At 71.2% G+C, this 25,505-nt stretch carries 27 protein-coding genes; 14 read left to right on the forward strand and 13 right to left on the reverse strand.

The genetic code is table 11. The features are described 5' to 3' along the window. Window positions 1-5 precede the first annotated feature (5 nt). The 5 genes from AB0M73_RS35635 to lpdA all read right to left on the reverse strand — a co-directional run bounded on the left by AB0M73_RS35635 (window position 6) and on the right by lpdA (window position 6,142). Window positions 6-1,034 (reverse strand): serine hydrolase, encoded by a 1,029-nt coding sequence (locus AB0M73_RS35635; protein WP_363900417.1) that lies wholly within the window; start codon window positions 1,032-1,034, stop codon window positions 6-8. A 57-nt stretch (window positions 1,035-1,091) separates the two neighbouring features. After that, on the reverse strand, window positions 1,092-1,823 hold the full coding sequence (gene lipB, locus AB0M73_RS35640) for a lipoyl(octanoyl) transferase LipB (protein ID WP_363900420.1): 732 nt from the start codon (window positions 1,821-1,823) through the stop codon (window positions 1,092-1,094). Window positions 1,824-1,832: 9 nt separating this feature from the next. Then, the gene (locus tag AB0M73_RS35645; RefSeq protein ID WP_363900423.1) at window positions 1,833-2,729 is read right to left on the reverse strand and encodes a TIGR01777 family oxidoreductase; all 897 of its coding nucleotides are present in this window, start codon (window positions 2,727-2,729) and stop codon (window positions 1,833-1,835) included. A gap of 225 nt (window positions 2,730-2,954) precedes the next feature. Then, window positions 2,955-4,718, reverse strand: a complete 1,764-nt coding sequence (gene sucB, locus AB0M73_RS35650; protein WP_363900426.1) for a 2-oxoglutarate dehydrogenase, E2 component, dihydrolipoamide succinyltransferase — start codon at window positions 4,716-4,718, stop codon at window positions 2,955-2,957. Window positions 4,719-4,771: 53 nt separating this feature from the next. Beyond that, window positions 4,772-6,142: a dihydrolipoyl dehydrogenase gene (lpdA, locus tag AB0M73_RS35655; protein WP_043717628.1), complete on the reverse strand. Its 1,371-nt coding sequence runs from the start codon at window positions 6,140-6,142 to the stop codon at window positions 4,772-4,774. A gap of 199 nt (window positions 6,143-6,341) precedes the next feature. Here lpdA and AB0M73_RS35660 point away from each other — a divergent pair, with 199 nt between their 5' ends. Continuing rightward, window positions 6,342-6,680, forward strand: coding sequence for an oxidoreductase (locus AB0M73_RS35660; RefSeq protein WP_363900430.1), 339 nt, complete (start codon window positions 6,342-6,344; stop codon window positions 6,678-6,680). Here AB0M73_RS35660 and AB0M73_RS35665 read toward each other — a convergent pair. Next, window positions 6,665-7,120: an OsmC family protein gene (locus tag AB0M73_RS35665; protein WP_363900433.1), complete on the reverse strand. Its 456-nt coding sequence runs from the start codon at window positions 7,118-7,120 to the stop codon at window positions 6,665-6,667. The two genes, AB0M73_RS35660 and AB0M73_RS35665, sit on opposite strands and share 16 nt — an antisense overlap. Before the next feature lie 68 nt (window positions 7,121-7,188). Between AB0M73_RS35665 and AB0M73_RS35670 the strand changes: the two genes are divergently transcribed. Beyond that, window positions 7,189-7,737: a GNAT family N-acetyltransferase gene (locus tag AB0M73_RS35670; RefSeq protein ID WP_363900436.1), complete on the forward strand. Its 549-nt coding sequence runs from the start codon at window positions 7,189-7,191 to the stop codon at window positions 7,735-7,737. Between the two features lie 599 nt (window positions 7,738-8,336). On the opposite strand, the gene AB0M73_RS35675 is transcribed toward AB0M73_RS35670, so the two are convergent. Beyond that, complete coding sequence (locus tag AB0M73_RS35675) at window positions 8,337-9,821, reverse strand: leucyl aminopeptidase (RefSeq protein WP_363900439.1); 1,485 nt, start codon at window positions 9,819-9,821, stop codon at window positions 8,337-8,339. Between the two features lie 143 nt (window positions 9,822-9,964). Here AB0M73_RS35675 and AB0M73_RS35680 point away from each other — a divergent pair, with 143 nt between their 5' ends. The 8 genes from AB0M73_RS35680 to AB0M73_RS35715 all read left to right on the forward strand — a co-directional run bounded on the left by AB0M73_RS35680 (window position 9,965) and on the right by AB0M73_RS35715 (window position 18,043). Beyond that, complete coding sequence (locus AB0M73_RS35680; protein WP_363900442.1) at window positions 9,965-11,176, forward strand: amino acid permease; 1,212 nt, start codon at window positions 9,965-9,967, stop codon at window positions 11,174-11,176. After that, entirely contained in the window at window positions 11,173-11,805 is a 633-nt protein-coding gene (locus AB0M73_RS35685; RefSeq protein ID WP_363900445.1) for a DUF402 domain-containing protein, read from the forward strand. The genes AB0M73_RS35680 and AB0M73_RS35685 overlap by 4 nt, the downstream gene beginning before the upstream one ends. A 110-nt stretch (window positions 11,806-11,915) precedes the next feature. After that, window positions 11,916-13,013 (forward strand): branched-chain amino acid aminotransferase, encoded by a 1,098-nt coding sequence (locus AB0M73_RS35690; protein ID WP_363900447.1) that lies wholly within the window; start codon window positions 11,916-11,918, stop codon window positions 13,011-13,013. 293 nt (window positions 13,014-13,306) lie between these two features. After that, complete coding sequence (locus AB0M73_RS35695) at window positions 13,307-13,753, forward strand: helix-turn-helix transcriptional regulator (RefSeq protein WP_198047181.1); 447 nt, start codon at window positions 13,307-13,309, stop codon at window positions 13,751-13,753. A 6-nt stretch (window positions 13,754-13,759) separates the two neighbouring features. After that, window positions 13,760-14,320: a hypothetical protein gene (locus AB0M73_RS35700; protein ID WP_363900452.1), complete on the forward strand. Its 561-nt coding sequence runs from the start codon at window positions 13,760-13,762 to the stop codon at window positions 14,318-14,320. Continuing rightward, the gene (locus AB0M73_RS35705; protein WP_363900455.1) at window positions 14,317-15,504 is read left to right on the forward strand and encodes an MAB_1171c family putative transporter; all 1,188 of its coding nucleotides are present in this window, start codon (window positions 14,317-14,319) and stop codon (window positions 15,502-15,504) included. Before AB0M73_RS35700 ends, AB0M73_RS35705 begins: the two co-directional genes overlap by 4 nt. Then, the gene (locus AB0M73_RS35710) at window positions 15,501-16,712 is read left to right on the forward strand and encodes a cytochrome P450 (protein WP_363900458.1); all 1,212 of its coding nucleotides are present in this window, start codon (window positions 15,501-15,503) and stop codon (window positions 16,710-16,712) included. Before AB0M73_RS35705 ends, AB0M73_RS35710 begins: the two co-directional genes overlap by 4 nt. 245 nt (window positions 16,713-16,957) lie before the next feature. Beyond that, the gene (locus AB0M73_RS35715; RefSeq protein ID WP_363900460.1) at window positions 16,958-18,043 is read left to right on the forward strand and encodes a ThiF family adenylyltransferase; all 1,086 of its coding nucleotides are present in this window, start codon (window positions 16,958-16,960) and stop codon (window positions 18,041-18,043) included. Window positions 18,044-18,167: 124 nt separating this feature from the next. Here AB0M73_RS35715 and AB0M73_RS35720 read toward each other — a convergent pair whose 3' ends face one another. Genes AB0M73_RS35720 through AB0M73_RS35730 form a run of 3 tightly spaced genes read right to left on the reverse strand, consistent with a single transcriptional unit; the run spans window position 18,168 to window position 20,500 of the window. Continuing rightward, on the reverse strand, window positions 18,168-18,899 hold the full coding sequence (locus AB0M73_RS35720) for an adenosylcobinamide-GDP ribazoletransferase (RefSeq protein ID WP_363900463.1): 732 nt from the start codon (window positions 18,897-18,899) through the stop codon (window positions 18,168-18,170). Between the two features lie 2 nt (window positions 18,900-18,901). Continuing rightward, entirely contained in the window at window positions 18,902-19,972 is a 1,071-nt protein-coding gene (cobT, locus tag AB0M73_RS35725) for a nicotinate-nucleotide--dimethylbenzimidazole phosphoribosyltransferase (RefSeq protein WP_363900466.1), read from the reverse strand. A gap of 12 nt (window positions 19,973-19,984) precedes the next feature. Beyond that, a complete protein-coding gene (locus AB0M73_RS35730; RefSeq protein WP_363900469.1) occupies window positions 19,985-20,500 on the reverse strand; it encodes a bifunctional adenosylcobinamide kinase/adenosylcobinamide-phosphate guanylyltransferase in 516 nt (171 codons plus the stop codon). 23 nt (window positions 20,501-20,523) lie between these two features. Here AB0M73_RS35730 and AB0M73_RS35735 point away from each other — a divergent pair, with 23 nt between their 5' ends. After that, on the forward strand, window positions 20,524-20,718 hold the full coding sequence (locus AB0M73_RS35735) for a hypothetical protein (RefSeq protein ID WP_363900472.1): 195 nt from the start codon (window positions 20,524-20,526) through the stop codon (window positions 20,716-20,718). 67 nt (window positions 20,719-20,785) lie between these two features. Here the strand turns inward: AB0M73_RS35735 and AB0M73_RS35740 are convergent, their stop codons facing one another. Both AB0M73_RS35740 and AB0M73_RS35745 read right to left on the reverse strand, forming a co-directional pair. Next, on the reverse strand, window positions 20,786-21,772 hold the full coding sequence (locus AB0M73_RS35740; protein WP_363900475.1) for an aldo/keto reductase family protein: 987 nt from the start codon (window positions 21,770-21,772) through the stop codon (window positions 20,786-20,788). A gap of 51 nt (window positions 21,773-21,823) precedes the next feature. Beyond that, a complete protein-coding gene (locus AB0M73_RS35745; protein WP_363900478.1) occupies window positions 21,824-22,474 on the reverse strand; it encodes a DUF3043 domain-containing protein in 651 nt (216 codons plus the stop codon). Window positions 22,475-22,516: 42 nt separating this feature from the next. On the opposite strand from AB0M73_RS35745, the gene AB0M73_RS35750 reads away from it, so the two are divergent. Then, entirely contained in the window at window positions 22,517-23,623 is a 1,107-nt protein-coding gene (locus tag AB0M73_RS35750) for a glycerate kinase (protein ID WP_363900480.1), read from the forward strand. Between the two features lie 91 nt (window positions 23,624-23,714). Continuing rightward, window positions 23,715-24,092 (forward strand): iron-sulfur cluster assembly accessory protein, encoded by a 378-nt coding sequence (locus tag AB0M73_RS35755; protein ID WP_043717602.1) that lies wholly within the window; start codon window positions 23,715-23,717, stop codon window positions 24,090-24,092. A gap of 78 nt (window positions 24,093-24,170) precedes the next feature. Here the strand turns inward: AB0M73_RS35755 and AB0M73_RS35760 are convergent, their stop codons facing one another. Then, window positions 24,171-24,332: a hypothetical protein gene (locus AB0M73_RS35760; RefSeq protein WP_363900484.1), complete on the reverse strand. Its 162-nt coding sequence runs from the start codon at window positions 24,330-24,332 to the stop codon at window positions 24,171-24,173. 161 nt (window positions 24,333-24,493) lie between these two features. On the opposite strand from AB0M73_RS35760, the gene AB0M73_RS35765 reads away from it, so the two are divergent. Then, window positions 24,494-25,429, forward strand: coding sequence for a carbohydrate kinase family protein (locus tag AB0M73_RS35765; RefSeq protein ID WP_363900492.1), 936 nt, complete (start codon window positions 24,494-24,496; stop codon window positions 25,427-25,429). The last annotated feature ends 76 nt before the right edge of the window (window positions 25,430-25,505 follow it).

The following is a 25,505-nucleotide window of genomic DNA, read 5'->3' on the forward strand; positions in this document are numbered from 1 at the left end:
GGTCGTCAAGCATGCACGATCTCCCGGGACACCCGCTGCCAGGTGGCCGGGTCACGCAGCAGGCCCACGCAGACCTGGAAGAAGTAGTCGACCTCGCCGTTGTGCAGGGTGAGGTAGTCGGCCCACGGCAGATCGGCCACCAGGATCGCCAGGGTGGCGACCGTGCTGTCGGTTCGGCGCAGCGAAAGCCCGAAGTTGAGCAGCCCGGGCAGCTCGCCGCCCTTGAAGCCGAGGCCCAGCTCGCCAGGTTCGAGCCCGCCGGCGAACAGCTGCTCCAGGTAGCGCCGGCCGGGGACGCGCTCGGTGGCGATGGCCCGGTGCAGCGAAGCGACGTCACGGGCGGTGCCGCGGTGGGTGGTCGGCGTCCACGCCAGCTGTGCGTCGGCGCTCGGCAGCTCGCTGAGCTTGGTCAGCGCCGCCTCCCGGAAGGACTCGTCGGCCAGAAACCGTTGGGCCAGCTGGTCGCTGCCACCCGGCCACCAGAGCCGCAGCATGTCGCCCAGCTCGGTCGTCACCTCGGCTTCCGGCCAGCCGCCGCAGGCCGCGGTCCGACGCAGCGCCGGGACCCCGAGCAGGTCACGCAGGTAGTCGGCCGCCGTGTTGTCGCTGTCCATGATCGTCGCCTGCACCACCCAGTCCAGCGGCACCAGCTGGTCGGGATCGGTGGCGCGCACGCCGTCGTTCGGGATCCCCAGCCTGGTCAGGGCGGCCGGATGCGCGCCGCCGTCCAAGCCGGGCAGGTAGCGGGCCTCCCAGTCGCGCATCGTGACGCGTCGCTGCGGGTTGATGCCGCTGCCGGCGAAGGTGGCGGCGTGGATCGCCTTGTACGCGGACGCCATCGCCACCGGCCGGTCGGGGTGCAACGCGATGCGTCGCCCGCGGCCGTCGTCGGCGTACAGGCTGACGTGGTCACGCCGTTGCGCCAGCCACGCGATCCAGTCGGTGCCTTCCGCGGCGACCGCCCGGGTCGGCGCCAGCAGCGGCACCGCCGCGACCGCCGCCGCCCCCGCGAACACGCTTCTCCTGGACAGCATGAAGCCCCCTCTTCCGGTTTTCCGTAGTTACGGAATAGCAGAGAGGGGGTTGGTCTGTCAGGAGGACAGCGAGAACGTCACCCCGGCGGCCGTGGGCTCGGTGCGGTCGATGTTGCGCACGGTCACCGGCAGCGTGCCCTCGATGGCCGCCAGCACCGCGGCCTCGACCAGCGGCTGCACCTCGGCCACGGTGACGTCCCGGCCGAGTTCGGCGCTGAGCGAGGTGACGCCGGCGTCACGGATGCCACACGGGATGATCTTGCCGAAGGCGCCCAGGTCGGCGTTGCAGTTGATCTCCAGGCCGTGCATGGTGACGCCGCGCTGGACCCGGATGCCGATGGCGGCGATCTTGCGCTCGGGGCGGTCGCCGTCGGCGGCCAGCCACACGCCGCTGCGGCCCTCGACCCGGCCGGTCGGCACGCCGAGCTGGTCGCACACGTGGATCAGGGCCTGCTCGACGCGGCGCACGTAGTCGACGACGTCAACCGGGTCGCTGAGCTTGACGATCGGGTAGCCGACCAGCTGGCCCGGGCCGTGCCACGTGATCTTGCCGCCGCGGTCGACGTCGATCACCGGCGTGCCGTCCTGCGGGCGGTCCTCGGGCTCGGTGCGCTTGCCGGCGGTGTAGACCGACGGGTGCTCCAGCAGCAGCAACGTGTCCGGACCGGCGCCGTCCGCGCGGGCGTTGAGCAGCTCGCGCTGAAGCTCCCAGGCCTGCGCGTAGTCGATGGTGCCCAGCGGCCGCACCTGCACGGGATCGGCCGTGGCGCGGCAGGAAATGGTCGTCACACAGCGACTTTACGCCCGCTGGCCGAGCACTTCCGGAAGGGCTGTGGCCAGCGTCTCGTGCTGGAACTGGAAACCGTGGTCCAGCAGCGCCTTCGGCGTCGCCCGCTGGCCGATGAGCACGCCCTCGTCGGCGAACTCGCCCAGCACCGCCCGCAGCGCGAAACCCGGCACCGTCCACGGCGTCGGGCGGCCCATGACCTCGCCCATCACCTTGGTCAGCTCCGCGTTGGTCAGCTGCTCCGGCGCGCACAGGTTGACCGGACCCGAGATGTCCTCGTGTTCCAGCACGAACCGGATCGCCGCCAGCTCGTCGTCCAGCGAGATCCACGGCCAGTACTGGCAGCCGTCACCCAGCTTGCCGCCCAGCATCAGCGACACCAGCGGCTTCAGCTTGCCCAGCAGGCCGCCCGACTCGGCGAACACCAGGCCGGTGCGCAGCAGCACCACCCGCGCGCCGGCGTCGGCCGCCGGCCGGGTCGCCGACTCCCACTCGTGCACCAGGTCGGCCAGGAAGCCCTGGCCCTTCGGCCCCGACTCGTCCACGGTCCGGTCGCCCGTGTCGCCGTAGAAGCCGACCGCCGAGGCGTTCACCAGCACCGGGATCTTGTGCTCCACGACCGCCGCCGCCAGCACCTCCGTCGGCTCGACCCGGGAGTCCAGCAGCGTCTGCTTGCGGGCCTGGCTCCAGCGCTTGTCGCCGATGCCCGCGCCGCACAGGTTGAGCACCGCGTCCACGCCGTCCAGCGTGCCGTCCTGGATCCGGCCGGCCGGCGGGTCCCAGCTGCGCTCGTCCCGGGCCGACGCCGGCCGTCGCACCAGGCGCAGCACCTCGTGGCCGGCGTGCCGCAGCACCGGCAGCAGGGCGGAACCGATCAAGCCGGACGAGCCGGCCACCACGACGCGCATGCCCAGATCGTCCCTCGCCGTCCGGTGGGCCGCAGCACCGGGGTCTGTTCCCGGCCGGCTCGAACGGACAGCCCGTCCGGTGAAAATGACCGGCCGTCTTGACGGCGATGAGCGCCGGTCCCGACGCCGTTCCGCATGACCGAAGGCCCCCCTGATGCAGGGAAGGACGCCTTACCCTCGTTCAACGCGGGTAAGGCGTCCTTCCCTGCATGAATCGGGCGGTGCTCAGAGGCCGAGGTCGGCCTCGAAGGCGCCTTCCTCGAGGCGGTGCTTGATCGTGGTGAGGAAGCGGGCCGCGTCCGCGCCGTCCACCAGGCGGTGGTCGTAGGACAGGGCCAGGTACACCATGGACCGGATGGCGATGGTGTCGCCGCCGGCCTCGTCGGCCACCACGACCGGGCGCTTCACCACGGCGCCGGTGCCGAGCATGCCGACCTGCGGCTGGTTCAGGATCGGCGTGTCGAACAGGGCGCCCCGGCTGCCGGTGTTGGTCAGCGTGAAGGTGCCGCCCGACAGCTCGTCCGGCTTGATCTTGTTGTTGCGGGTGCGCTCGGCCAGATCGGCGATCTTGCGGGCGATGCCGGCGATGTTGAGGTCGCCGGCGTTGTGCACGACCGGCACCATCAGGCCGCGCGGCGCGTCCACGGCGATGCCCAGGTGCTCGGCGCCGTGGTAGGTGACCTCCATCGTCTCGTCGTTGATGGAGGCGTTGACCTGCGGGTGCTGCTTGAGCGCCTCGACGGCCGCCTTGGCGAAGAACGGCAGGAAGGACAGCTTCACGCCCTCCCGCGCCTCGAAGCCGCGCTTGGCCCGGTCCCGCAGGCGCGCGATCCGGGTGATGTCGACCTCGATCACGGTGGTGAGCTGCGCGGAGATGTGCAGCGACTCCACCATGCGCTTGGCGATGGTCTGCCGGATCCGCGGCATCTTCTGCGTGGTGCCACGCAGCGCCTGGGCCTCGGGCGACGGGGCGGCCGAGGCGGCGGCGGCCGGAGCCGCGTGGGCCGGTGCGGCGGGAGCGGCCGGAGCCGGGGCGGGGGCCTTCGCGGCCTCCACGGCGGCCAGCACGTCCTGCTTGCGGATCCGACCACCGACACCGGTGCCCTTGAGCGCGTTCAGGTCGATGCCGTTCTCCGACGCCAGCTTGCGCACCAGCGGCGTGACGTACGGCGAGCCGTTGGCGTCGTCCGCGGAGGAAGCGGCCGGAGTCTGCGGGGCCGGAGCGGGCGCGGCGGGGGCCGGCGCCTGCTGCTGGGCCGGCGCGGCCTGCTGCTGGGCGGGGGCCGGCTGCTGCGGGGCCGGGGCCTGCTGCTGAGCGGGCGCGGACTGCTGCGGCGCCGGGGCAGCGGCCGGGGCCGCCGCGCCGTCACCGATGACGGCGAGCTTGCCGCCGACCTCGACGGTGGCGTCCTCGCCGGCCGAGATCTCCAGCAGCGTGCCGGCGACCGGCGACGGAATCTCGGTGTCGACCTTGTCGGTGGACACCTCCAGCAGCGGCTCGTCCACCTCCACCTTGTCGCCGACCTGCTTGAGCCAGCGGGTGACGGTGCCCTCGGTGACGCTCTCGCCGAGCGCCGGCATCGTGACCTCGGTGCCCTCGGCGGGACCCGACGACTGCGACTGCGACTGGGCCGGGGCCTCGGCCTGCGGGGCCGGGGCGGCCGGAGCCTGCGCCTGAGCCGGCTCGGGCTCCGGGGCGGCGGCCGGCTGCTCCTGCGCGGGGGCCGGGTCCGCCGGGGCGGACTCGCCCGCGCCGTCGCCGATGACGGCGAGCTCGGCGCCGACCTCGACGGTCTCGTCCTCCTTGACGACGATGCGCTGCAGCACACCGGCGGCCGGCGACGGGATCTCGGTGTCGACCTTGTCGGTGGAGACCTCCAGCAAGGGCTCGTCGACGTCGACCCGCTCACCCTCCTGCTTGAGCCAGCGGGTGACGGTGCCCTCCGTGACACTCTCGCCGAGTGCCGGCATCTGGACGGAGAAGGCCATGGGTTAGTGACTCCTCGTGCTCGTTGCGCGCGTGGCTGACTTTGTTCGGACGGTCAGCCGTGCACGTGCAGCGGCTTGCCGGCCAGGGCGAGGAAAGCCTCGCCGAGGGCTTCTGTCTGGGTCGGGTGCGCGTGGATCAGCGGGGCGACGTCCTCGGGGAACGCCTCCCAGTTGTAGATCAGCTGGGCCTCGCCGATGAGCTCGCCGACGCGCTCGCCGACGAGGGTGACGCCGACGACCGGGCCGTCGGGCGCCTTGACCAGCTTCACGCCGCCGCTGGTCTTGAGGATCTGGCTCTTGCCGTTGCCGGCGAGGCTGTACAGGTAGGTGGTCGCGGAGCCGTACTTCTCCTTGGCCGCGGCCTCGGTCAGGCCGACCGAGGCGACCTCGGGATTGCAGTACGTCACGCGCGGGATGCCGGCCTCGTCGATGACCCGCGGGTTCTGGCCCGCGATGTCCTCGGCGACGAAGATGCCCTGCTGGAAGCCGCGGTGGGCCAGCTGGAGGCCGGGCACGATGTCGCCGACCGCGTAGACGCCGGGCAGGTTGGTGCGCAGGCGCTCGTCGGTGATGACGAAGCCGCGCTCCATGCGGACGCCGGACTCCTCGTAGCCGTGGCCCGCGGTGTTGGGGCCGCGGCCGACGGCCACCAGCAGCAGGTCGGCCTCCAGCACGTCGCCGTTCTCGAGGCTGACCGAGACGCCGGCGTCGTTCTGGGTGGCCCCGGTGAACTTCACGCCCGTCTTGAACTTGATGCCGCGCTTGCGGAAGGCGCGCTCCAGCTGCTTGGAGGCCCACTCGTCCTCGGCCGGGACCAGCCGCGGCAGCGCCTCGACGATGGTCACGTCGGCGCCGAAGGAGCTCCACACGCTGGCGAACTCGACGCCGATGACGCCGCCGCCGAGCACGACGACCTTCTCCGGGATCCAGTCCAGGTTCAGGGCCTGGTCGCTGGTGATGACCCGGCCGCTGATCTCCAGGCCGGGCAGGCTGCGGGCGTAGGAACCGGTGGCCAGCACCACGTTCTTGCCGATGTAGCGGTTGCCGTCGACGACGACCGTGTTGGGGCCCTGGAAGGTGCCGGCGCCCTCGACGAGCGTGACCTTGTTGGCCTTCACCAGGCCCTGCAGGCCCTTGTAGAGGCCGGAGATCACACCGTCCTTGTAGGAGTTCACGCCCGGCATGTCGATGCCCTCGAGCGAGCTCTTGACGCCGAACTTGTCACCCTCGCGGGCCGCGTCGGCGACCTCCGCCGCGTGCAGCAGGGCCTTGGTCGGGATGCAGCCGCGGTGCAGGCAGGTGCCGCCCAGCTTGTCCTTCTCGACCAGGACGACGGACAGGCCGAGCTCGGCCGCGCGGAAGGCGCAGGCGTAGCCGCCCGAGCCGCCGCCCAGGATCACAAGGTCGGCGGAGGTGTCGGTCACGGGATCTCCTCGACTGGCAACAGTGGCAATTCGTGGTCTGCGGGTCGCTCGCGCGTGTACGCGCGCGTCAACTGTTGCCATCTTGTCACTTCGCGGTCGCGGCTGCCCTGACCGGGGGAGGGATCGAGGGGGTTTCACACTCTTCGACCGCCGGTGCTGGCACGATTGAGTCAGACGTGCGATACGGGAGGAGACGTCCGTGGGCTTGTTCGATCGTTTTCGCAGGACCAGGCGTCCGGGCGTGACCCGCGGTTCGACCTCGCACGACACCTCCCACCTGGAGGCATGGGCGACCGCGCACCGGGGCGTCGAGGCGTTCGTGGAGCCGCGGACCACGGTGACGGAGACCACTGTGGTGTTGGTCGCTCACGACGGCGAGTGGACCCGTCGTCGCATCGACGGCGAGCAGGGCGCGTTCCGGCTGGGCCGCAAGCTCGGCATCCCCGTGTACGAGGTGAGCAAGATCGGCTACCCCAAGCGCATGCGCGAGTACACCGCGCGCCAGCGCTCGCAGTCCCGTCGTCAGTCCACCGACTGAGCCGTCGCCGGTTCGATCGTCACCGGGAAGTTGACCGAGTTGGCGATGAAGCACAGGTGATGGGCCCGCTCGTGCAGCTCGGCCAGCTTGTCCCGGCCACTGTGGACGGTCACCTCCGGCCGTAGCGTCACCTCGGTGAAGCGTCCGCCGCCGTCCGATCCTTCGACCATCGTGCCCTTCGGGCGGTCCCGATAGGCCGTGACGACGATGCCGGCGTCGGTGGCCAGGTGCAGGAACCACAGCATGTGGCACTGGGACAGCGAGGCCACCAGCAGCTCTTCCGGGTTGTAGCGGTCCCGATCGCCTCGGAAGGCCGGGTCCGACGACCCCGGTATCCCCGGTTTCCCCTCCGCTGTCACCTCGTGGGCCCGTGAGTAGTCCCGGTAGCCCGTCGTCGCCCCGCTCCAGCTGACTTCCACCTCATACCCGTGTTCCCGCATACGTCTTGTATACACGCAACCGGGCCCGTTCGGGAACGTCAACCGGAGAGATCGACCTTGGGGGAGACATGACGCTGTCCGCCGTTCGCCTGGACGCCGACCGGATCGTGCTGCGGGCGCTCCGCGACGCCGACCGGGACCGGTTCATCGAGCTCCGCACCGACCCCGAGGTCAACGCCCACATCGGCGGTCCCACCCCTCGGCAGGCCGTCGAACAGCGCCTCGCCGACATCGGCGGGCTGTCCAACGCCACCGTGCCCGGCGTCTACGCCATCGCCGACCGGGTCACCGACACCTTCCTCGGCACCGTCCAGCTCACCCGGCTGCCCCTCGCCGAGCCCGGCCACATCACCCCGGCCGGCGAGGAGCTGGGCATCGGCTACCTGCTCCACCGCTCCGCTTGGGGTGCCGGCTTCGCCTTCGAGGCCACCTCCGCCCTGCTTCGCTCCGCCGCCGCCGAGCTCCCCGACGAGCCCGTCCTGCTCATCACCCAGTCCGCCAACGTGCGTTCCCTGAGCCTCGCCCGCCGGTTGGGTTTTCGGGCGGTCAGCACCTTCGAGGCCTACGACGCCGAGCAGACCCTGTCGGTGGCCGCCCTGCATTCCTTCAAGGCTTGAACGGGATTCGGTTGCTCGTGGGCTTTGCCGGGGTTTCGCCCGCCCCTTGCCGGGAGTGGTCCCGGGGTTCTGCCCGCCCCGCACTGTCGGCCGGACCGGTGTCGTGTTCGCCGGGGGGACAGGCCTTGCTTACCGCCCTTGGCGAAGGGGCGCGGTGGGCGGAGCCGCCAGCGCCACGCGTGCCGCAGGGCGGGAAGACCGCCGGCCGACCTCGTCACGGCCGCCAGCAACAAGAAGTCCAGAGCCCCACCCACGCACCCCACCCACACCGGGGGCTGGCCCACGCCTGATTTTACCGATCACCCCCACCTCCCAAGCCGCCCGAAGATCCACATGTGGACAACCAGAGCCCTGTGGACAACCCAAGAACCCCAGCCGCACAACGACCAAACCCCCAGCCGCACAACGACAGAACCCCAGCCCCACAGCTCAAGAACCCCAGCCCGCAACGACAGAACCCCCAGCCCTACAACGACCAACCCCCAAGCCCCGCAACGACAATCCCCCCCAACGACAATCCCCCCCAACGACAAACCCCAAGCCCCACAACGACAAACGCCCCGCCCGACAAGACCGGGCGGGGCGTTCGAACCACAACCTCAGCCGTTGGCGGCGATGTCCGCCAGCACAGCAGCGATCGTCCGCACCGGAACCCCGGTGCCGCCCTTGGTGACGTACCCGAACGGCCCGCCGGAGTTGTACGCCGGCCCCGCCACATCGAGATGCGCCCACGGCAGCTCCGCCGGCACGAACTCCCGCAGGAACAGCGCCGCCGCGAGCATCCCGCCGAACCGGTGCCCGGTGACGTTGGCCAGGTCGGCCAGCCGGGAGTCGAGGTCTGAACGGAGCTCCTCGGGCATGGGCATGGCCCAGCTGCTCTCCCCGACGGCGTTGCCCAACGACGCCACCCGGTCCCGGAACTCGTCGGTGCCCATGATGCCGGCGGTGCGCTTGCCCAGCGCCACCAGCTGCGCGCCGGTCAGGGTCGCGGTGTCGATCAGGTAGTCGGGGTTGTCCTCGCACGCCCGGACGATGGCGTCGGCCAGGATGAGCCGGCCCTCGGCGTCGGTGTTGAGGACCTCGACGGTCTTGCCGCCGTACATGGTGAGCACGTCGCCGGGACGGTAGGCGTCGCCGGACGGCATGTTCTCGGCCATGGGCACGGTGGCGACGACCTCGAGCGGGTACTTGAGCTTGGCGGCCAGCAGGACGCTGGCGACGACGGCGGCCGCGCCGCCCATGTCGGAGGTCATCTCGTCCATGCCGGCGGCGGGCTTGATGGAGATGCCGCCGGTGTCGAAGGTGATGCCCTTGCCGACCAGGGCGACCTTCTTGCGTGCCTTGGGCCCCTTGTACGACAGGCGAACCAGCCGCGGCTGGCGGCTGGAGCCGACGCCGACGCCGAGGATGCCGCCGTAGCCGCCCTTGCGCAGCGCCTTCTCGTCGAGCACCTCGACCTCGACGCCGTTGGCCTGGGCCAGCTCGACGGCCCGCTCGGCGAAGCTGCCCGGGTACAGGTCGTTGGGCGGCGTGTTGACGAGGTCGCGGGTGATGGCCACGCACTCGGCGATGGCGGTGTGCGCCTTGAGGGCGGCCTTGTGGTCCTTGGCCACGCCCTCGGCCGGGCTGACGAACTCGACCTTGGCCAGGGTGGCCTCGGTGGAATCCGACTTGTACTTGGTGAAGGTGTACGACCCGAGCAGGGTGCCCTCGACGGCGGCGCCGAGGTCCAGGGCGGACAGCGCGCTGGCCGCCTTCTTCGACTTGCTCAGGGCGCGGGCCGAGGCGCCGGCGGCGCGGCGGACCTGCTCGGTGCCGTAGTCGGGCTTGCCGAGGCCGACGGCGATGAGCAGCGGGGCGGCCAACTTGCCGCCGGTCGGGACCTTCACGACCTCTTCGGCCTTGCCGGTCGCGCCGAGCACGCCGAGCAGCTCGGGCAGGCCGCCGTCGAAGGCGGCGGCGACGGCGTCCGCGCCGGGCGCCAGCTCCAGGCCGTCGGGCCCCTGGACGGTGCCGACGACAACAACGTCCACGGCCAGTGCGACCAGGTCGCTGTCGGTCAGTGCTAGCTTCGGCGCGGTCACTTTTGGCTCCTCGACTCCTGCTGCGGTGATGCTGTGAAAACCGATGCTAACCACTCCTTCGTGAGCGTCGCTAACTACCTCGCCGTGAGCGTCATTCGTCAGGTGGCTGCCGATCACGCGGCGCGTCTGGGAAGGTGGGCAGCGTGACGCGCACGCTGCGCCGGCAGCTTCCGGTGTCCGACACGATCGCGCTCGGTGTCGGCGGGATGCTCGGCGCGGGTGTTTTCGCGGCTTTCGGGCCCGCTTCGGCCATCGCCGGCACGTATGCGCTGGTCGGGATCGTGCTGGCGGCTCTGCTCGCGGCGTGCAGCGCGTTCTCCACGGCCGATCAGGCGCGGGCTTTCCCGGGTGACGGCGCCGGCTACCGCTACACCACACACCTGCTCGGCGCCTGGCCCGGTCGCATGGCCGGCAGCGCGTCGATCGCCGGCCGACTGGCCGCCGCGGCGGCCATCGCCGGCACTTTTGGGGCGTATGTCACGCCGTCGCGCCCGCTGTTCGGCGCGCTGGGCGTGTTGGCCGTGGCCACGGCACTGGACGTGGTCGGTTTTCGGCTCAACCGCAAGTTGAACTGGGCGGTCGTGGCCATTGTGGCCGTCACGCTGGGCCTGGTCGTCGCGGCCTGTTTCGCCGTGCCGCCGCCCCCGATTACCAACGCCCCGGACGCCGACCAGCCGCTGGGGCTGCTGCCCTCGGCCGGCATCCTGGTCTTCGCGTTCCTCGGCTTCGAGCGCATCACCGCGCCCGCCCTGGACGAGCCGAGCTTCACCGCCCGCCGGCTGCACCTGGCGATCCCCGTGACCCTGGTGCTCGTGCTCGGCGTCTACCTCGCGGTCGGCGCCGCCGCGTTCCGGCAGCTCGGGCCGTCCCGGCTGGCGTTGTCGCCGACGCCGCTGCTGGACGCCGTGACCTCCGCCGACGGCCAGTGGCTGGTGCCGCTCGTCGCCGCCGGGGCCGCCGTCGCGACGGTCGCCGCGCTGCTGGGAGTGCTGTCCGGGGCCCGGCAGACCGTCACGGCAGTGGCCAACAACGACAACCTGCCCGCCGTCTTCAAACACGATCGGGTGGCGGGCTGGGTCGGCGGCGCGGTGGCGGCAGTCCTGGCCGTCGCGATGGAACCGTCCACGGCGATCGGCTTCGCCGCCTGCGCGATGCTGGCCTACTACGCGTTCACCAACGCCTCGGCCCGGATCCTGCTCCGGGAGGACCGGACCTGGCCGATGCGGACGGCCTGTTTCGGACTGGGACTGTCCGTTCTGTACGGCATGACAATGCCGCCCTTCCTCCTGGCGGCAACGATTGCGGTCGTACTGCTCGGATCCGCCGGCATGTCTCTGTACCGTCGGACGGTGTGACGAACGTATCGGCGACCTGGGCCCCGGGCACCACCGCGCTGCTGCGATTCCGCCGTCTCGACGGCACTCTCGGACAGGTCCACCCGCTCAGCGTGCTGTCCGACGACGGCCGGGCGCTGGTCGGCTGGCTGCCCGCGGACACGCCCATCGTCGGCACCCGGGTCGTCGGCGGCCGCAACCCCCGCGACGTGCCGATGGAGCAGCGGTTCACCGCCGAGCGGGAGCGTTTCCCGCACGTGTGGCACACCTCGGCCAACCTGCGCCTGATCGAGGAGGACCGGTGGTCGAGCACGTGGTGGTTCTTCAGCCGTGACTGGGAGTTCCAGGGCTGGTACGTGAACCTGGAGATCCCGATGGGCCGCACGGCGTCCACTGTGGACCGCGTGGACGGCGCGCTGGACGTGGCCGTCGCCTCCGATCTGAGCTGGTCCTGGAAGGACGAGGACGAGGCGCAGGAGTGCGTCCGGGTCGGGCGGCTGTCGGTCGAGCAGCTGGCGCGGCTGCGGGCCGAGGGGGAGCGGATGATCGCGCTGGCCGAGGCCGGCCGCTTCCCGTTCGACGGCACGTGGACGGATTTCCGCCCGGACCCGGCCTGGCCCGTGCCCACGCTGCCGGCCGGCGACTACTGAACCCGGACTGGCCTGCGGCTACCCTTGCGCGCGGGTCGCACCGATGGTTGGACGTCCGATCTTTGGGACTACGATTTTCTGACCGGTGAGTAGGCGTTAACCTTCATGACATGACGCCAGGCACCCACTTCAGCCATGTCCCGCACCCGTCACCGGCGACCCCGGAGCGGGTAGCGCAGGTACTGGCTTCGCCGGGCTTCGGACAGCACTTCACCGACCACATGGTGACGATCAGCTGGAACTCGGAGCAGGGTTGGCACGACCCGGTCGTGCGGCCCTACCAGTCGCTGGAGCTCGATCCGGCGGCGATGGTGCTGCACTACGGGCAGGCGATCTTCGAAGGGCTCAAGGCCTACCGTCAGCCCGACGGCTCGCTGAAGTCCTTCCGGCCTGAGGCCAACGCCGAGCGGTTCCGCTCGTCGGCCCGCCGGCTGGCCATGCCCGAGCTCCCGGACGAGGAGTTCCTGGGGTCCATCCGCGAGCTGCTGACCGTGGACGGCCGCTGGGTGCCGGAGCAGGCGGAGGAGTCGCTCTACCTGCGGCCCTTCATGATCTCCGTGGAGAAGGGCCTCGGTGTGCGGCCCGCCAAGGAGTACCTGTACGTGCTCATCGCCTCGCCGGCCGGCTCCTACTTCAGCGGCGGCCTGCGCCCCGTGAGCGTGTGGCTGTGCACGGAGTTCGTGCGGGCCGCCCCCGGCGGCACCGGCGCGGCCAAGTGCGCCGGCAACTACGCGGCCTCGCTGCAGGCCCAGGCCCAGGCGGCCGAGCAGGGCTGCGACCAGGTCGTGTGGCTGGACGCCATGGAGCGGCACTGGGTCGAGGAGATGGGCGGCATGAACCTGTTCTTCGTGTTCGGCTCGGGAGCCGACGCGAAGGTGGTCACGCCGGAGCTGTCCGGCTCGCTGCTGCCCGGCATCACCCGCGACTCCATCCTCCAGGTCGCCTCCGACCTCGGCTACGCGGTCGAGGAGCGGCGGGTGTCCACCGAGGAGTGGGAGAAGAAGGTCGGCACGGGTGAGCTGACCGAGGTGTTCGCCTGCGGCACGGCCGCGGTGATCACGCCGGTCGGCCGGGTCAAGCACGCCGACGGCGAGTTCCTGATCAACGGCGGCGGCTCCGGCGAGGTGACCATGCGCCTGCGCGAGACGCTGACCGGCATCCAGCGGGGCGCGGACGACACGCACGGCTGGATGCACACCTTCGCCTGAGGTTCCGGGTTCGGTGCCCGTGAGATCCACTCGGATCTCACGGGCACTTTTCTGTCTCGAAGCTGGTGGACCGCCGTCTCCCCCGCAGGACGCCCGGCGGTCCCCTCAGCCGCCGGCCACCGCGGGCCGAACACGCGCGGTCACCGTTCTCGACGATAGAGAGGACGGCCGGGGGATTGCAATACTCTGCATTGAAGGTGCATTATATTGCACGTCGGGTGAGGTGATGCCGAAGTGACCGGAGGTGACGAATGGCCAGCGACAACAACGGTGCCGGGTCCGGGACCGAGGGTGTGAGTGACCGTTTGAACGTCACCCGATCGGCCGTGGGCGAGCGCCTGCGTCACATCAGGGAGCACCACCCCGAGGGCGCCATGACCCGGGCCGAGCTGGCCGAGCGGTCCGGCGTCTCGCTGCGCACCATCGCCGCGCTGGAATCGGCCGAGGGCGCCAACGTCCAGGTCGATACGCTGATCAAGCTCACCCACAGCCTGGGCATCCGCCGCGTCGCCTACCTGCTGGACGCGGACGTCTTCGCCCAGGTCAACCGGGAGCTGGCGCTGTCCGTGCAGCTGCGGGAGGCTCGCGTCGCCGGCGTGGAGGCCGTGCTGCTGCGCAACTCCACCGGCATCTCCGACGACGCCGCGAGCACCCTGAACAACCTGCTCGACGCCATCGTCGGCGCCGCGCGGCAGGCCAAGGGCAAGCTGCAGGGCGATGCATCCGACACGGGGCGGTGATCCGGCGTGATGGTGGCCCGGTGGAGCCGCGGGCGGGTGTCCGGTTCGCTGCGTAAGCGCTGCACGGCCGAGCTCGCCACTCTCGATCTACGACCCGGGGCGGAGATCCAGGCCGTCATCGACGAGGTCGGCGCTCGACGCGGGCGGCCGGTTCGGATGGTGCCGTTCGACCTGCCCGTGGCCGCGCCCGAGGGCTTCCTCATCACCACCGGCGACGAGGACTTCATCGTCTTCGAGCGTCGGGCCGTGCCGCTCTACCAGCGGCAGATCGTGCTGCACGAGGTCGCGCACCTGCTCTTCCAGCACGAGACCGAGACCGTGCTGGCCGAGGACGCCATCGCCATGATGATGCCGTCGCTGGATCCGGGGCTGGTCAAGCGGGTGCTCGGCCGCGAGCACACCAACAGCGTCGCCGAACAGGAGGCGGAACTGCTCGCCTCGATGATGGGCCAGCGGATCAGCCCGTGGAGCACGGACCGCGCGTGGGACGTGGTGCCGGAGGACCGGGAGCTGGTCGAACGCCTCGTGCGCGCACTGGGGCGCGCCGACCACCCTGGGACGAGATGAACGCCTACCTGTATCCGGCGTGCGCGATCATCGTCGGCATCGTCACGTTGATCAAACTGCCTACCTTGTGGACCCGCCGGACGCCGACGCATGTCGTGCTGTGGCTGGTTTTCGCCGGCACCACGCTCCTGTTCACCATCTCGTCGCCGACGGTGTGGCCCCGCGTGAGCGCCGCCATCGGCATCACCAACATCTCCGGCCTGATCACGCAGGGCCTGGTCATCGTGCTGGCCGCGTTGCAGCAGGTGCTGGTCCTGTTGTGGGTGCACGACTCCGGGACGGCGTGGCGCAAGGTCCGGGTGCGGCTCTCGCTGTTCGCCCTGGTGCTGGTGGCGATGTCGGCGCTGTTCTTCGCCAGCATGGCTCGCGGCGAGAACCCCAACGACTTCGCGCTGGCCAAGGCCGGGCAGTTCCCCTACTACCTCACCGTCTACGTCGTGTCGTTCTGTGTGGCGCAGGGCAGCACGCTGCGGATCTGCCTCCAGTGCGCCCGGAAGGTCAGCGCCACCTGGCTGCGCCGCGGCCTGCTGCTCACCGCAGTCGGGTGCGGGGCCGACTTCGTCTACGCCGGCGGGCGTCTCGGCGACATCGTGGTCGCCGCCTTCGGCGCTTCCGGCGTCGCCTGGGAACCCGTCGTGCAGATCGCCGCCGTGACGAGCGCGATCCTGCGACCCATCGCGTGGACGATTCCTTCGTGGGGGCACCACCTCACGGACTTCTGGGCGTGGGTCGGCCGGGTGTTCGCCCTGCGGCAGTTGGCGCCCCTGCACGCCCGGATCGTCGCCGTCGTGCCCGAGGTCCGGCTGCCGTTGGAGGCCGGCACGCCCGTGGACACCCGGTTGTACCGGATGCTCATCGAGATCCGTGACGGTCAGCGGGCCTTGCAGCCGTGGATGAGTTCCCTTGTCGCCTCGGAGGCCGCCGCCCGGTGCGGCGAGGCCGGCATCGTCGAGGGCGAGGCCGCCGCCGTCATCGAGGCCGCCCAGCTCCGGGTGGCCGTCGAGGCCGCCGAAGCCGGTGTCCCCCAACGGGATTTCTTCGCCGCCACCGTCGCCGAGCCCACCGACCTGGCCGGCGAGCTCGCCCACCAGCGGGCCGTGGCCCGGGCCTTCCGCAGCTCACCTATAGTCGACGCCGTGGCTCGGGACGAACGGAACCGTTCCGCGGAAAGGGAAATCGCGTGAGTGACCAGCCGTCGATGCCGTTCGACGCCGCCTTCTTCGCCGCCCCCTACGCCTTCCACTCCCGGCTGCGCGACTCCGCCCGTGCGCACCACTTCATCACCCCCGACGGCTCGCCGGCCTGGGTCATCCCTCGTGCCTCCGACGTCGCCGCCCTCTTCGGCGACGCCCGTCTTTCCTTGGACAAGGCCAACTCCCGCACCGGCTACACCGGTTTCTCGCTGCCGCCCGAGCTCGACGCCAACATGATGAACATGGACGGCGCCGACCACCAGCGCCTGCGCCGCATCGTGTCCAAGGCCTTCACCGCGAGGAGGGTGGAGGACATGGCCACCGGCATCGGGGCGGTGGCTTCGACCCTGGCCGAGGCGTTGACAGGGGATCAGGTGGCCCCGGGTTCGACCGCCGCTGACCTCGCTGCCGATTCTGGCGGTCCGGTCGTCGACCTCGTCGCGAACTACACCGCCCCACTTCCCCTCGCCGTGATCAGCGACCTCCTGGGCGTTCCCGACGCGGACCGGGCCGCCTTCGCCGGCTGGACGTCCGCGATGTTCGCCCCGGCCCACCCCCGCGACGCCGCCAACGGCATCGCGTCCATGCAGAAGTTCCTGCTCGACCTGGTCGACTCCCGCCGCTCCGAGCCCGGCGACGACCTGCTCTCGGCCATCATCCAGGCCCGCGACGAGCAGGACCGGATGAGCGAGAATGAGCTGGTCTCCCTGGCCTTCCTGCTCCTGCTGGCCGGCGTCGAGAACGTCGGCCACGTCATCGCCGCCGGCGTCCTGCTGCTGCTCGAACAGCCCGCCGCCCGAGAGGATCCGGCGCACGTCGTCGAGGAGCTGCTGCGCCTGGCCGTCCCGGCGCACTTCGCCATCCGCCGCTTCGCGCTGGAGGACATCCCCGTCGGCGACGTCACCATCCCCGCCGGCGACACCGTCCTGCTGGGCATGGCCGCCGCCAACCGGGACCCCTCCCGCTTCCCGGCGCCCGACCAGTTCGACCCGGCCCGCCCCGATCGCCAGCACTTCACGTTCGGCCACGGCGTCCACTACTGCCTCGGTGCCCCCCTGGCCCGCCTGGAGATCCGCATCGCCCTGGAGACCCTGTTCACCCGCTTCCCGGGTCTCCGCCTGGCCGTGCGGGCCGAGGAGCTGCCGTGGCGGGCCTCCTTCCGGTCCCACGCCCTGAAGGCCCTGCCGGTCGTGCCGTAAAAGGTGGGATCACCGGCCGAACAGATGTCTCGACCGTGCGCACTTCCTTGACGCAGCAAGCAATTCTGCCGGACCGGTTCGAAGGCATCGCCCCAACGGGTGATCATCTTCGACCGTCGACACGAAGATCCACAGGTAGACAGTCCACTGTGGATCCGATCGCAACGTCCTTTTGGGACGGTGATTTCGCGTTACCGGCGGCGGATGTTTCACTGTGCGCCGTGACGTCTGTTCTCCCTGTGGAAATGGTTCTTTCGGAGCGCTTCGACGCCGAGACCTGGCAGCCCGTCCTGTTTTGCATCGCCGAGAACGCCGATGCGGACGCGCTCGCCGCGCTGCTGGAGTCCGGCCGGGTGCGGGCGGTGCACGACCGGATCGACGACCAGCTGACGGAGCTCATCTCCGCCGGCCAGCCGGGCCGGGTCCGCACCGACGCCCAGTGGGCGGCGGCCAAGGCCGAGGTGCTCGAAGGGAAAACGCCGGCACAGCACGGAAACTGGGCCTGGTACCCGTGGTCGGGCCGGCTGGTGCACGTGCTGCCCCGCGAGCAGTTCCGGCTGGTGCGCACCGACCGCAACCGTGACAAGATCACCCGCGCCGACCAGGCCGTGCTGCTGGACCGCCGGATCGGCGTGATCGGCCTGTCGGTCGGCAACAGCGCCGCGCTGACCTGCGCGATGGAAGGCGTCGGCGGCTCGTTCCGGCTGGCCGACTTCGACCGGCTCGGGCTGTCCGACCTCAACCGGCTGCGCGCCGGCGTGCACGAGCTCGGCGTGGAGAAGACCGTGCTGTGCGCGCGGCAGATGTACGAGATCGATCCCTACCTGGACATCGAGATCTGGCGCGAAGGCCTGACCGCCGACACGATCGACGGTTTTGTCGACGGGCTGGACCTGCTGGTCGAGGAGTGCGACACGCCCTGGGTGAAGATCGCCGCCCGTGAGCACGCGCGCCGGCTCGGGATTCCGGTCCTGATGGACACCAACGACCGTGGCCTGCTCGACGTCGAGCGGTTCGACCTCGACCCGGACCGCCCGCTGCTGCACGGCCGCATCGGCGACACCACCGCGGACGACGTCGTCGGGCTCGACCGGGCGGCGATGGTCGCCCTGATGCTGCGCATGGTCGACGACACCAGGATCAGCCCGGCCCTGTCCGGCGCGATCGACCAGATCGGCCGCACGCTGAGCAGCTGGCCGCAGCTGGCCTCGGGCACCATGCTCGGCGGCGCGATGGTCACCGACACCGCCCGCCGTGTCCTGCTGGGCCGCGCTGTTCCCTCCGGCCGCTTCTACGTGGACCTCGACCGTCTCATCGGATGGCAGGCGTGACCGACGTCCTTTGTCGGAGAACACATCCGGCTCCGACCGCTGCGGCGTCCGCCTTCATCGCCCAGCTGCCGGGGGGCCGGAAACGGCTCAGCTACACCATCACGTCGCTCGCCGTCTCCGCGCGTTAGAACGCGCACACCACCAGCACCACCGTGGTGGCGAGTTCGCAGGCGGCGCCGAGGACGTCGCCGGTGATGCCGCCGAAGCGCTTGCCCACGTGGCGAAGCAGGAGCAGCACGAGGCCCGTGGCAACAACGACCCCGATCGGGCCCAGCCACGGTTTGCCCGGCACGGCAAGGAAACCGGCGGCCACCGCGGCCACCGTCCACAGCAGGGGGACGAGGAGCGGCTGGGTGCCGGCAACGAGCGCGCCGAGGCCCTCGGGACGGGCCGCGGGCACGGAACGAAGGCAGCACCACGCGAAGGCGACACGGCCGAACACGACGGCCAACACCACGGCCGGCCAGGGCTCGACGCCGAGGCACACGGCCTGGATCCCAAGTCCGACAACAAGAACGACGACCGCGAACGGCCCGGCGCCGCCGGACTTCATGATCTCCAGGGCGCGGGCGGGCGGGCCGTAGCAGCCGAGGCCGTCGGCGGTGTCGGCCAGGCCGTCGAGGTGCATGCCCCGGGTCAGCAGCGCCAGCAGCCCCACCGTGAGCAGGCCGGCCAGCAGCGGGGGAGCGCCCAAAGTGACCACGCCCCAAGCCAAAGCGGCGGCGAGGGCACCCAACAGGACGCCGACCACCGGCGTCAGCGAGATGGCACGGCCGGCGACTCGCCGGTCGACGGAAGACGGCCCCGGAACGGGAAACACCGTCAACCACGACACGGCGAGCCGCAGCCCGGACACTGTTACGACGGTGTGCTCGCGGTGTCCTCGGACCGCTCGGAAACGCCGGCGTCGCCGAAGGTGGCCATGTCGGTGAGGATGCGGGCGGCCATGGTGATCAGCGGCAGCGCGGCGGCGGCGCCGGAGCCCTCTCCCAGGCGCATGCTCAGATCCAACACCGGCGTCAAACCCAAGTGCCCCAACACGAAGCTGTGAGCGGGCTCGACCGAGCGGTGCCCGGCGACCCACCAGTGCCGGGCCCCGGGGGCGAGGTCCTCGGCGACCATGGCGGCCGCGCCGACGACCAGGCCGTCGAGCACCACCGGGGTGCGCCGGACGGCGGCCTGCGCCAGGAAACCGGCCATGGCGGCGAGGTCGGCGCCGCCGACGGTGCGCAGCAGGGCCAGCGGATCGCCGGTGACCTTGCGGGCCCGGCGCAGGGCGTCGCGGATGGCCGCGGTCTTGCGCATCCACGCGCTGTCGTCGATGCCGGTGCCCCGCCCGACGACCGCCACCGGCTCCTCGCCGGTCAGCGCGGCCACGATGACGGCGGCGGGCGTGGTGTTGCCGATGCCCATGTCGCCGGCGATCAGCAGGTCGGCCCCGCCGTCGATCTCCTCGTCGGCGATGGCCATGCCGGCGGCGACGGCCTGGCGGGCCTCGTCCTCGGTGAGCGCGTCCTCACGGTCGATGGACCCGGACGAGCGCCGCACCTTGTGCCGGCTGACCTGCTCGGGCGTGTCGGCGTCGACCGCCATGTCCACGACCCGCACGGTCGCGCCGGCCACCCCGGACAGCACGTTGATCGCGGCGCCGCCGGTCATGAAGTTGGCGACCATCTGCCCGGTCACCTCGGGCGGGTACGCCGACACGCCGCCGCGGGCGACGCCGTGGTCGCCGGCGAACACGACGACCCGGGCTCGCGTGAACGGCCGCGGCGGGCACTTGCCCTGGCACGACGCGATCCACACACCGAGTTCCTCCAGCCGGCCCAGGGAGCCGGCGGGCTTGGTCAGCCGCTCGTGCCGGGCCGCCGCCTCCCGCCGCGCGACCGGGTCCGGCGGATCGACGGCGGGGAACTCGATGCTCGTCACCACAAGGTCCTTTCACCTCAACCGGAGAGGCAGGCCGGCCACGAGCAGCAGCACCTCGTCGCACGCCTGCGCCAGCCTCGCGTTCAGCGAGCCCAGCTCGTCCCGGAACAGCCTGCCAGAGCGGGTCGCGGGCACGACGCCCAGCCCGACCTCGGCCGACACCAGCACCAGCGGATCCACCCGCCGCGCCACCGCGTCGACCAGTTCGTCACAGCGGACCCGGGCCTCGTCGACCGGGCCCTCCCATGCGCCGGTGTCGTCCAGCACACCGGTCAGCCAGGTGGCCAGGTCGTCGACCAAGACCGTGCCCGGCACGGAATCCAGCACCGCCGGCAGGTCCGTGGACTCGACGGTCGCCCACTCCGCCGGCCTGCGGGCCACGTGCGCCGCGATCCGGGCCTGCCACTCGGCGTCCGACGGATCCCGCCGCCCGGTCGCCACATAGGTCACGGCCCCGGTCACGAGTCCTTCGGCATGGGCCGACTTGCCGGAGCGGGCACCCCCGAGCACCAGTGTCCGTGACGTCACGGCCGGGACGTTACCTTCTGCCCATGGCGCTGCGATGGCACTACCAGGACGACGACGGCGTGGACGTGACCGGCCCGGACGTCACCTTCGACGACCAGGCCGCCGCCGAGGACTGGCTCAGCGCCACCTGGACCGACCTCGCGGAGATCGACATCACCCAGGTCACCCTGCTCGACGGCGACCACCCCGTCTACGGCCCCATGAGCCTCAAGCCCTAAGACTCTTAGCTACGTGAGTGGCTCAGGTGCGCCTGGACGCGAAATGAGCCACTCACGTAGCGGCAAATCAGGGGCTCTGGGTCAGCATCGGGTCGGTGCGGACGTTGCCCTCCAGGACCTTGTCGATCTGCTCCATGATCGCCGCGTCCAGCTTCACGCCGGCCGCCTTGACGTTCTCGGCCACCTGCTCGGGGCGGCTGGCGCCGATGATGGCGGAGGCGACGTTGGGGTTCTGGAGCACCCAGGCCACGGCCAGCTGGGCCAGCGACAGGTCGACCTCGGCGGCGATGGGCCGGAGGGCCTGGACCTTCTCCAGGATCTCGTCCAGCAGCAGCCGGGAGATGAAGTTCTTGCCGCTGGCGTCGGTGGCCCGCGAGCCCTCCGGCACCGGCTGGCCCGGCCGGTACTTGCCGGTGAGCACGCCCTGTGCGATCGGGGAGAACACGATCTGGGAGATGCCCTCGCGCTCGCTGGCCGGCACGACCTGCGACTCGATGACGCGGTGCAGCATGTTGTACTGCGGCTGGTTGGAGATGAACGGCACGTTGAACTCACGGGCGACGGCCGCGCCGCGGGTGATCTGGTCGGCGGTCCACTCCGACACGCCGATGTAGAGGGCCTTGCCCTGCCGCACGATGTCGGAGAAGGCCAGGAAGGTCTCCTCCAGCGGCACCGTCCGGTCGAACCGGTGCGCCTGGTAGACGTCGACGTAGTCGGTGCCCAGCCGGGCCAGCGAGCCGTTGATCGACTCCATGAGGTGCTTGCGGCCCAGGCCGCGGTCGTTGGGGCCGCCGGGGCCGGTCGGCCAGAAGACCTTGGTCAGGATCTCCAGGCTCTCGCGGCGCTGGCCCTTCAGCGCCGCGCCGAGCACCGACTCGGCCTTGGTGTTGGCGTACACGTCGGCGGTGTCGAAGGTCGTGATGCCGGCGTCCAGGGCGGCGTGCACGCACTTGACGGCCTGATCCTGCTCGATCTGGGAGCCGTGGGTGATCCAGTTGCCGTACGAGATCTCACTTACCGAGAGGCCGCTTCGGCCCAGGCGACGAAACTCCATGGGAAAAAGCCTAGACCCGGTTAGTTAGAACAGCTAATTACCTGACGAACGTCACGCCTCGACGGCCTGGCCGGGGCGGACCCGGGGCCGCGGCACCCGCAGCCTGCGGACCTGGCTGGCCCGGGTGAACGTGTACCAGATCAGCCCGGCGGTGCCGACGCTCTCCTTGGGGAACTTGGTCCTGGCCAGCCGCGTGGCCAGCCGGCCCAACATGATCGCCTCGACCACCATGGCCAGCAGGAACACCAGGCAGGCCAGCATCACGTACTCCTGCACGGGCAGCGTGGGCAGCGCCGTCGACACGAAGTACGAGGCGAGCACCAGGATCGCCATCGGCATGAACAGGCCCATGAGGTTGCGCCGGGAGTCGATGATGTCCCGCACGTAGGCCTTGACCGGGCCACGGTCCTTGGGCATGAGGTAGCGCTCGTCGCCGGACATCATCTTCTCGCGGCGCTCACGCTGCTCGCTGCTGCGCTCCTCGCGCGTCATCTTCGGACGCAGCTCGCGGTTGCGCCTCATGGCCTCGCGCTGGGTGCGGGGCGGCGGCGGCACCGGGCCGCGGCGGCGGCCCTCGGCCTCGCGGCGCTTCGGCGTCGGGCGGCCCTTGCCGGCATTGGCGTGCGCGCCGGCATCGACGTCCACCGCCCCGTTGTCGGCGGGAGTGGCGTCGTCTGCTGAGTTGCGGCGCAAGAACCTCACGTCACCAGGGTAAGCCAGGACGCCAGAGGTAGTTTCAGCGCCATGCGCGTACTCGTCGCACCAGACTGCTTTGGCGGCACGCTGACGGCCCGTGAGGCGGCCGAGGCCATCGCGACCGGCTGGCGCCGCACCGCGCCGGCCGACGAACTGTTGCTGCGCCCGCTGGCCGACGGCGGCCCGGGCTTCGTCGAGGTGCTGCACGGCGCCCTCGGCGGCGACATCCACGAGGCCCGCGTGACGGGCCCCCTCGGCCAGACCGTGACCGCCCGCTGGCTCGCCCACGACGGCACCGCCTACATCGAGTCGGCGCAGGCGTGCGGACTACACCTGACCGACCGCCGTGACCCGGAGACGTCCACCACCTACGGCGTCGGGGAGCTCATCGCCGCCGCCCGCGCGGCCGGCATGACCACCGCGGTCGTCGGGCTCGGCGGTTCCGGCACCACGGACGGCGGCGCGGGCATGATCCGGGCCCTCGGCGGCCACGTGACCGATGACACAGGCAGTCCGATCGGGCCCGGCGGGACGGACCTGAAGCGGGCCGCCGACGTCCTCCTGCCCGACGCCGGCATCGCCCTCGTCGCCGCCTCGGACGTGGAAAACCCCCTGCTCGGACGCCACGGCGCCGCCCACACTTTCGGCCCGCAGAAGGGCGCCGACGAGCACGCCGTCGAACGCCTGGAGGCCGGCCTGGCGCGGTGGGCGGACGTGCTCAAGGGCGCCGGCCAGGACGTTCGCGACCGGCCCGGAGCCGGCGCCGCCGGCGGGCTCGGCGCGGGCCTGCTGGCCCTGGGCGCCGAGTTCACGTCCGGATCGGCGCTGGTCAGGACCCTGACCAAGCTGGACGAGGCGCTGGACCAGGCCCGTCTGGCCATCACCGGCGAGGGCAGCTTCGACTGGCAGTCGCTGCGCGGGAAGCTGATCACCGCCGTGGCCGCGGGCGCGGCCGAGCGGGGCGTTCCGTGCCTGGTGCTGGCCGGTCAGGTCAGCGTGGGCCGGCGGGAAGCCGGCGCCGTGGGGATCGAGCAGTCGTACGCGGTGGCCGACCACGCCGGCTCCGTGGCCGCCGCGATGGCCGACCCGGCCGGCACGCTGGCCGCCCTCGCGGCGGAGGTGGCAGGTGAGTGGTCTCGGGCAAATGGGCGTTGAACTGTCCTACCATGGGGGCTGGAATGAACGCCGACCCGTCTTGCGTTGGACGTTCCAGGGACCGATCTACGCAGGACGTCGAGGGAGAGCCATGACCGTCCAGGACACCGCCTCGCAGGGTGTGCAGGCCGAGGAGCTGACGACGCACGGCGTCGAGCTCACCGACACGGCCGCCAGCAAGGCCAAGGCGCTGCTCGACCAGGAGGGGCGCGATGACATGCACCTGCGCATCGCCGTCCAGCCCGGTGGCTGTGCGGGTCTGCGCTACCAGCTGTTCTTCGACGAGCGCAGCCTCGACGGCGACCTGCTCCGCGACTTCAACGGCCTCAAGGTGGCCGTGGACCGGATGAGCGCGCCGTACCTCCAGGGCGCCACGATCGACTTCGTGGACACCATCGAGAAGCAGGGTTTCACCATCGACAACCCGAACGCGGGCGGCTCGTGCGCCTGCGGCGACTCGTTCCACTGAGCGAGGCCTGAACACGAGAAGGGCCGTCCCCAGCCGGGGGCGGCCCGTCTGGTATTTTTGGGGGGGGGGGTTGGGGTTTTAGTGGAGACCGCTGACCTGAGCCGCGCAGGCCTCGTCCACGCGCCACAGCGCGGGACGGCGGGGCGCGGGCAGCGGACGGGTGCGCTGTCGCAGGGCGCCCGGGATGTCGGCGCAGTCGTCGATCAGCTGGTCCAGCGAAACGGGCTCAGGAGCGGTCACGTCTCGACGGTAGTTCGAGGGACGCACCACCGGTATCCGTTACCAATCGGTAGTCTTTCGAACTCGGAGCAGGTCCACCCGACCGGGTGGCCCACCAGTGAAGATCGGGGAGAGACACAGTGCCCGTCGCTGTCATCGGCAGTATCGCCGCCGACCATCTCATGCACTTTCCGGGCCGTTTCACCGAGCAGTTGGTCGCCGAACGCCTTGACCGCGTGTCGCTGAGCTTCCTCGTCGACGACCTGGTGGTCCGTCGGGGCGGGGTGGGCGCGAACATCGCCTTCGGCATGGGCGTGCTCGGCCAGCGGCCGATCCTGGGCGGCGCCGTCGGCAAGGACTTCGACGACTACCGCGCGTGGCTGGAGCGGCACGGCGTCGACTGCCGGTCGGTCTACGTGTCCGAGCTCAAGCACACCGCCCGGTTCATGTGCACCACCGACGACGACATGAACCAGATCGCCTCGTTCTACACGGGCGCGATGGCCGAGACCGGCATGGTCGAGATCGGGGCCATCGCCGACCGGGCCGGCGGCCTCGACCTGGTGCTGCTCAGCCCCACCGACCCGGGCGCGATGATCCAGCACGCCGACGAGTGCCGGCAGCGCGGCCTGCCCTTCGCCGTCGACCCGTCGCAGCAGCTGGCCCGCATGGACGGCGACCAGGTGCGCCGCTTCGTCGCCGGGGCCAAGTACCTGTTCAGCAACGACTACGAGTGGGGCCTGGTGCTCCAGAAGACCGGCTGGACCGAGGCCGACGTCCTGGAGCAGGTCGAGATGCGCGTGACCACGCTCGGCGAGAAGGGCGTGGAGATCGTCGGCCGCGAGGTCGGCTCGCTGCAGGTGCCGGCCGTGCCCGAGCTGGCCAAGGTCGACCCCACCGGCGTCGGCGACGGCTTCCGCGCCGGCTTCCTGGCCGCCGTGTGCAGCGGCCTCGGCCTTGAGCGCGCCGCCCAGCTCGGCGCCCTGGTCGCCGTGCACGTGCTGGAGGTCAACGGCCCGCAGGAGTGGTCCTTCGACCGCTCCGCCGCCCTGATCCGCCTCTCCGACGCCTTCGGCCCCGAAGCCGCCGCCGACGTCGCCGCCATCCTCCCCGCCTGACACCGACCCCAATAAGTTCGGAAGGGACCATTCCTCCACTCGGAGTGGAGGAATGGTCCCTTCCGAACTTTTAAGC

The sequence above is a fragment of the Kutzneria sp. NPDC051319 genome (genome assembly GCF_040682195.1).
Lineage (GTDB): Bacteria > Actinomycetota > Actinomycetes > Mycobacteriales > Pseudonocardiaceae > Kutzneria.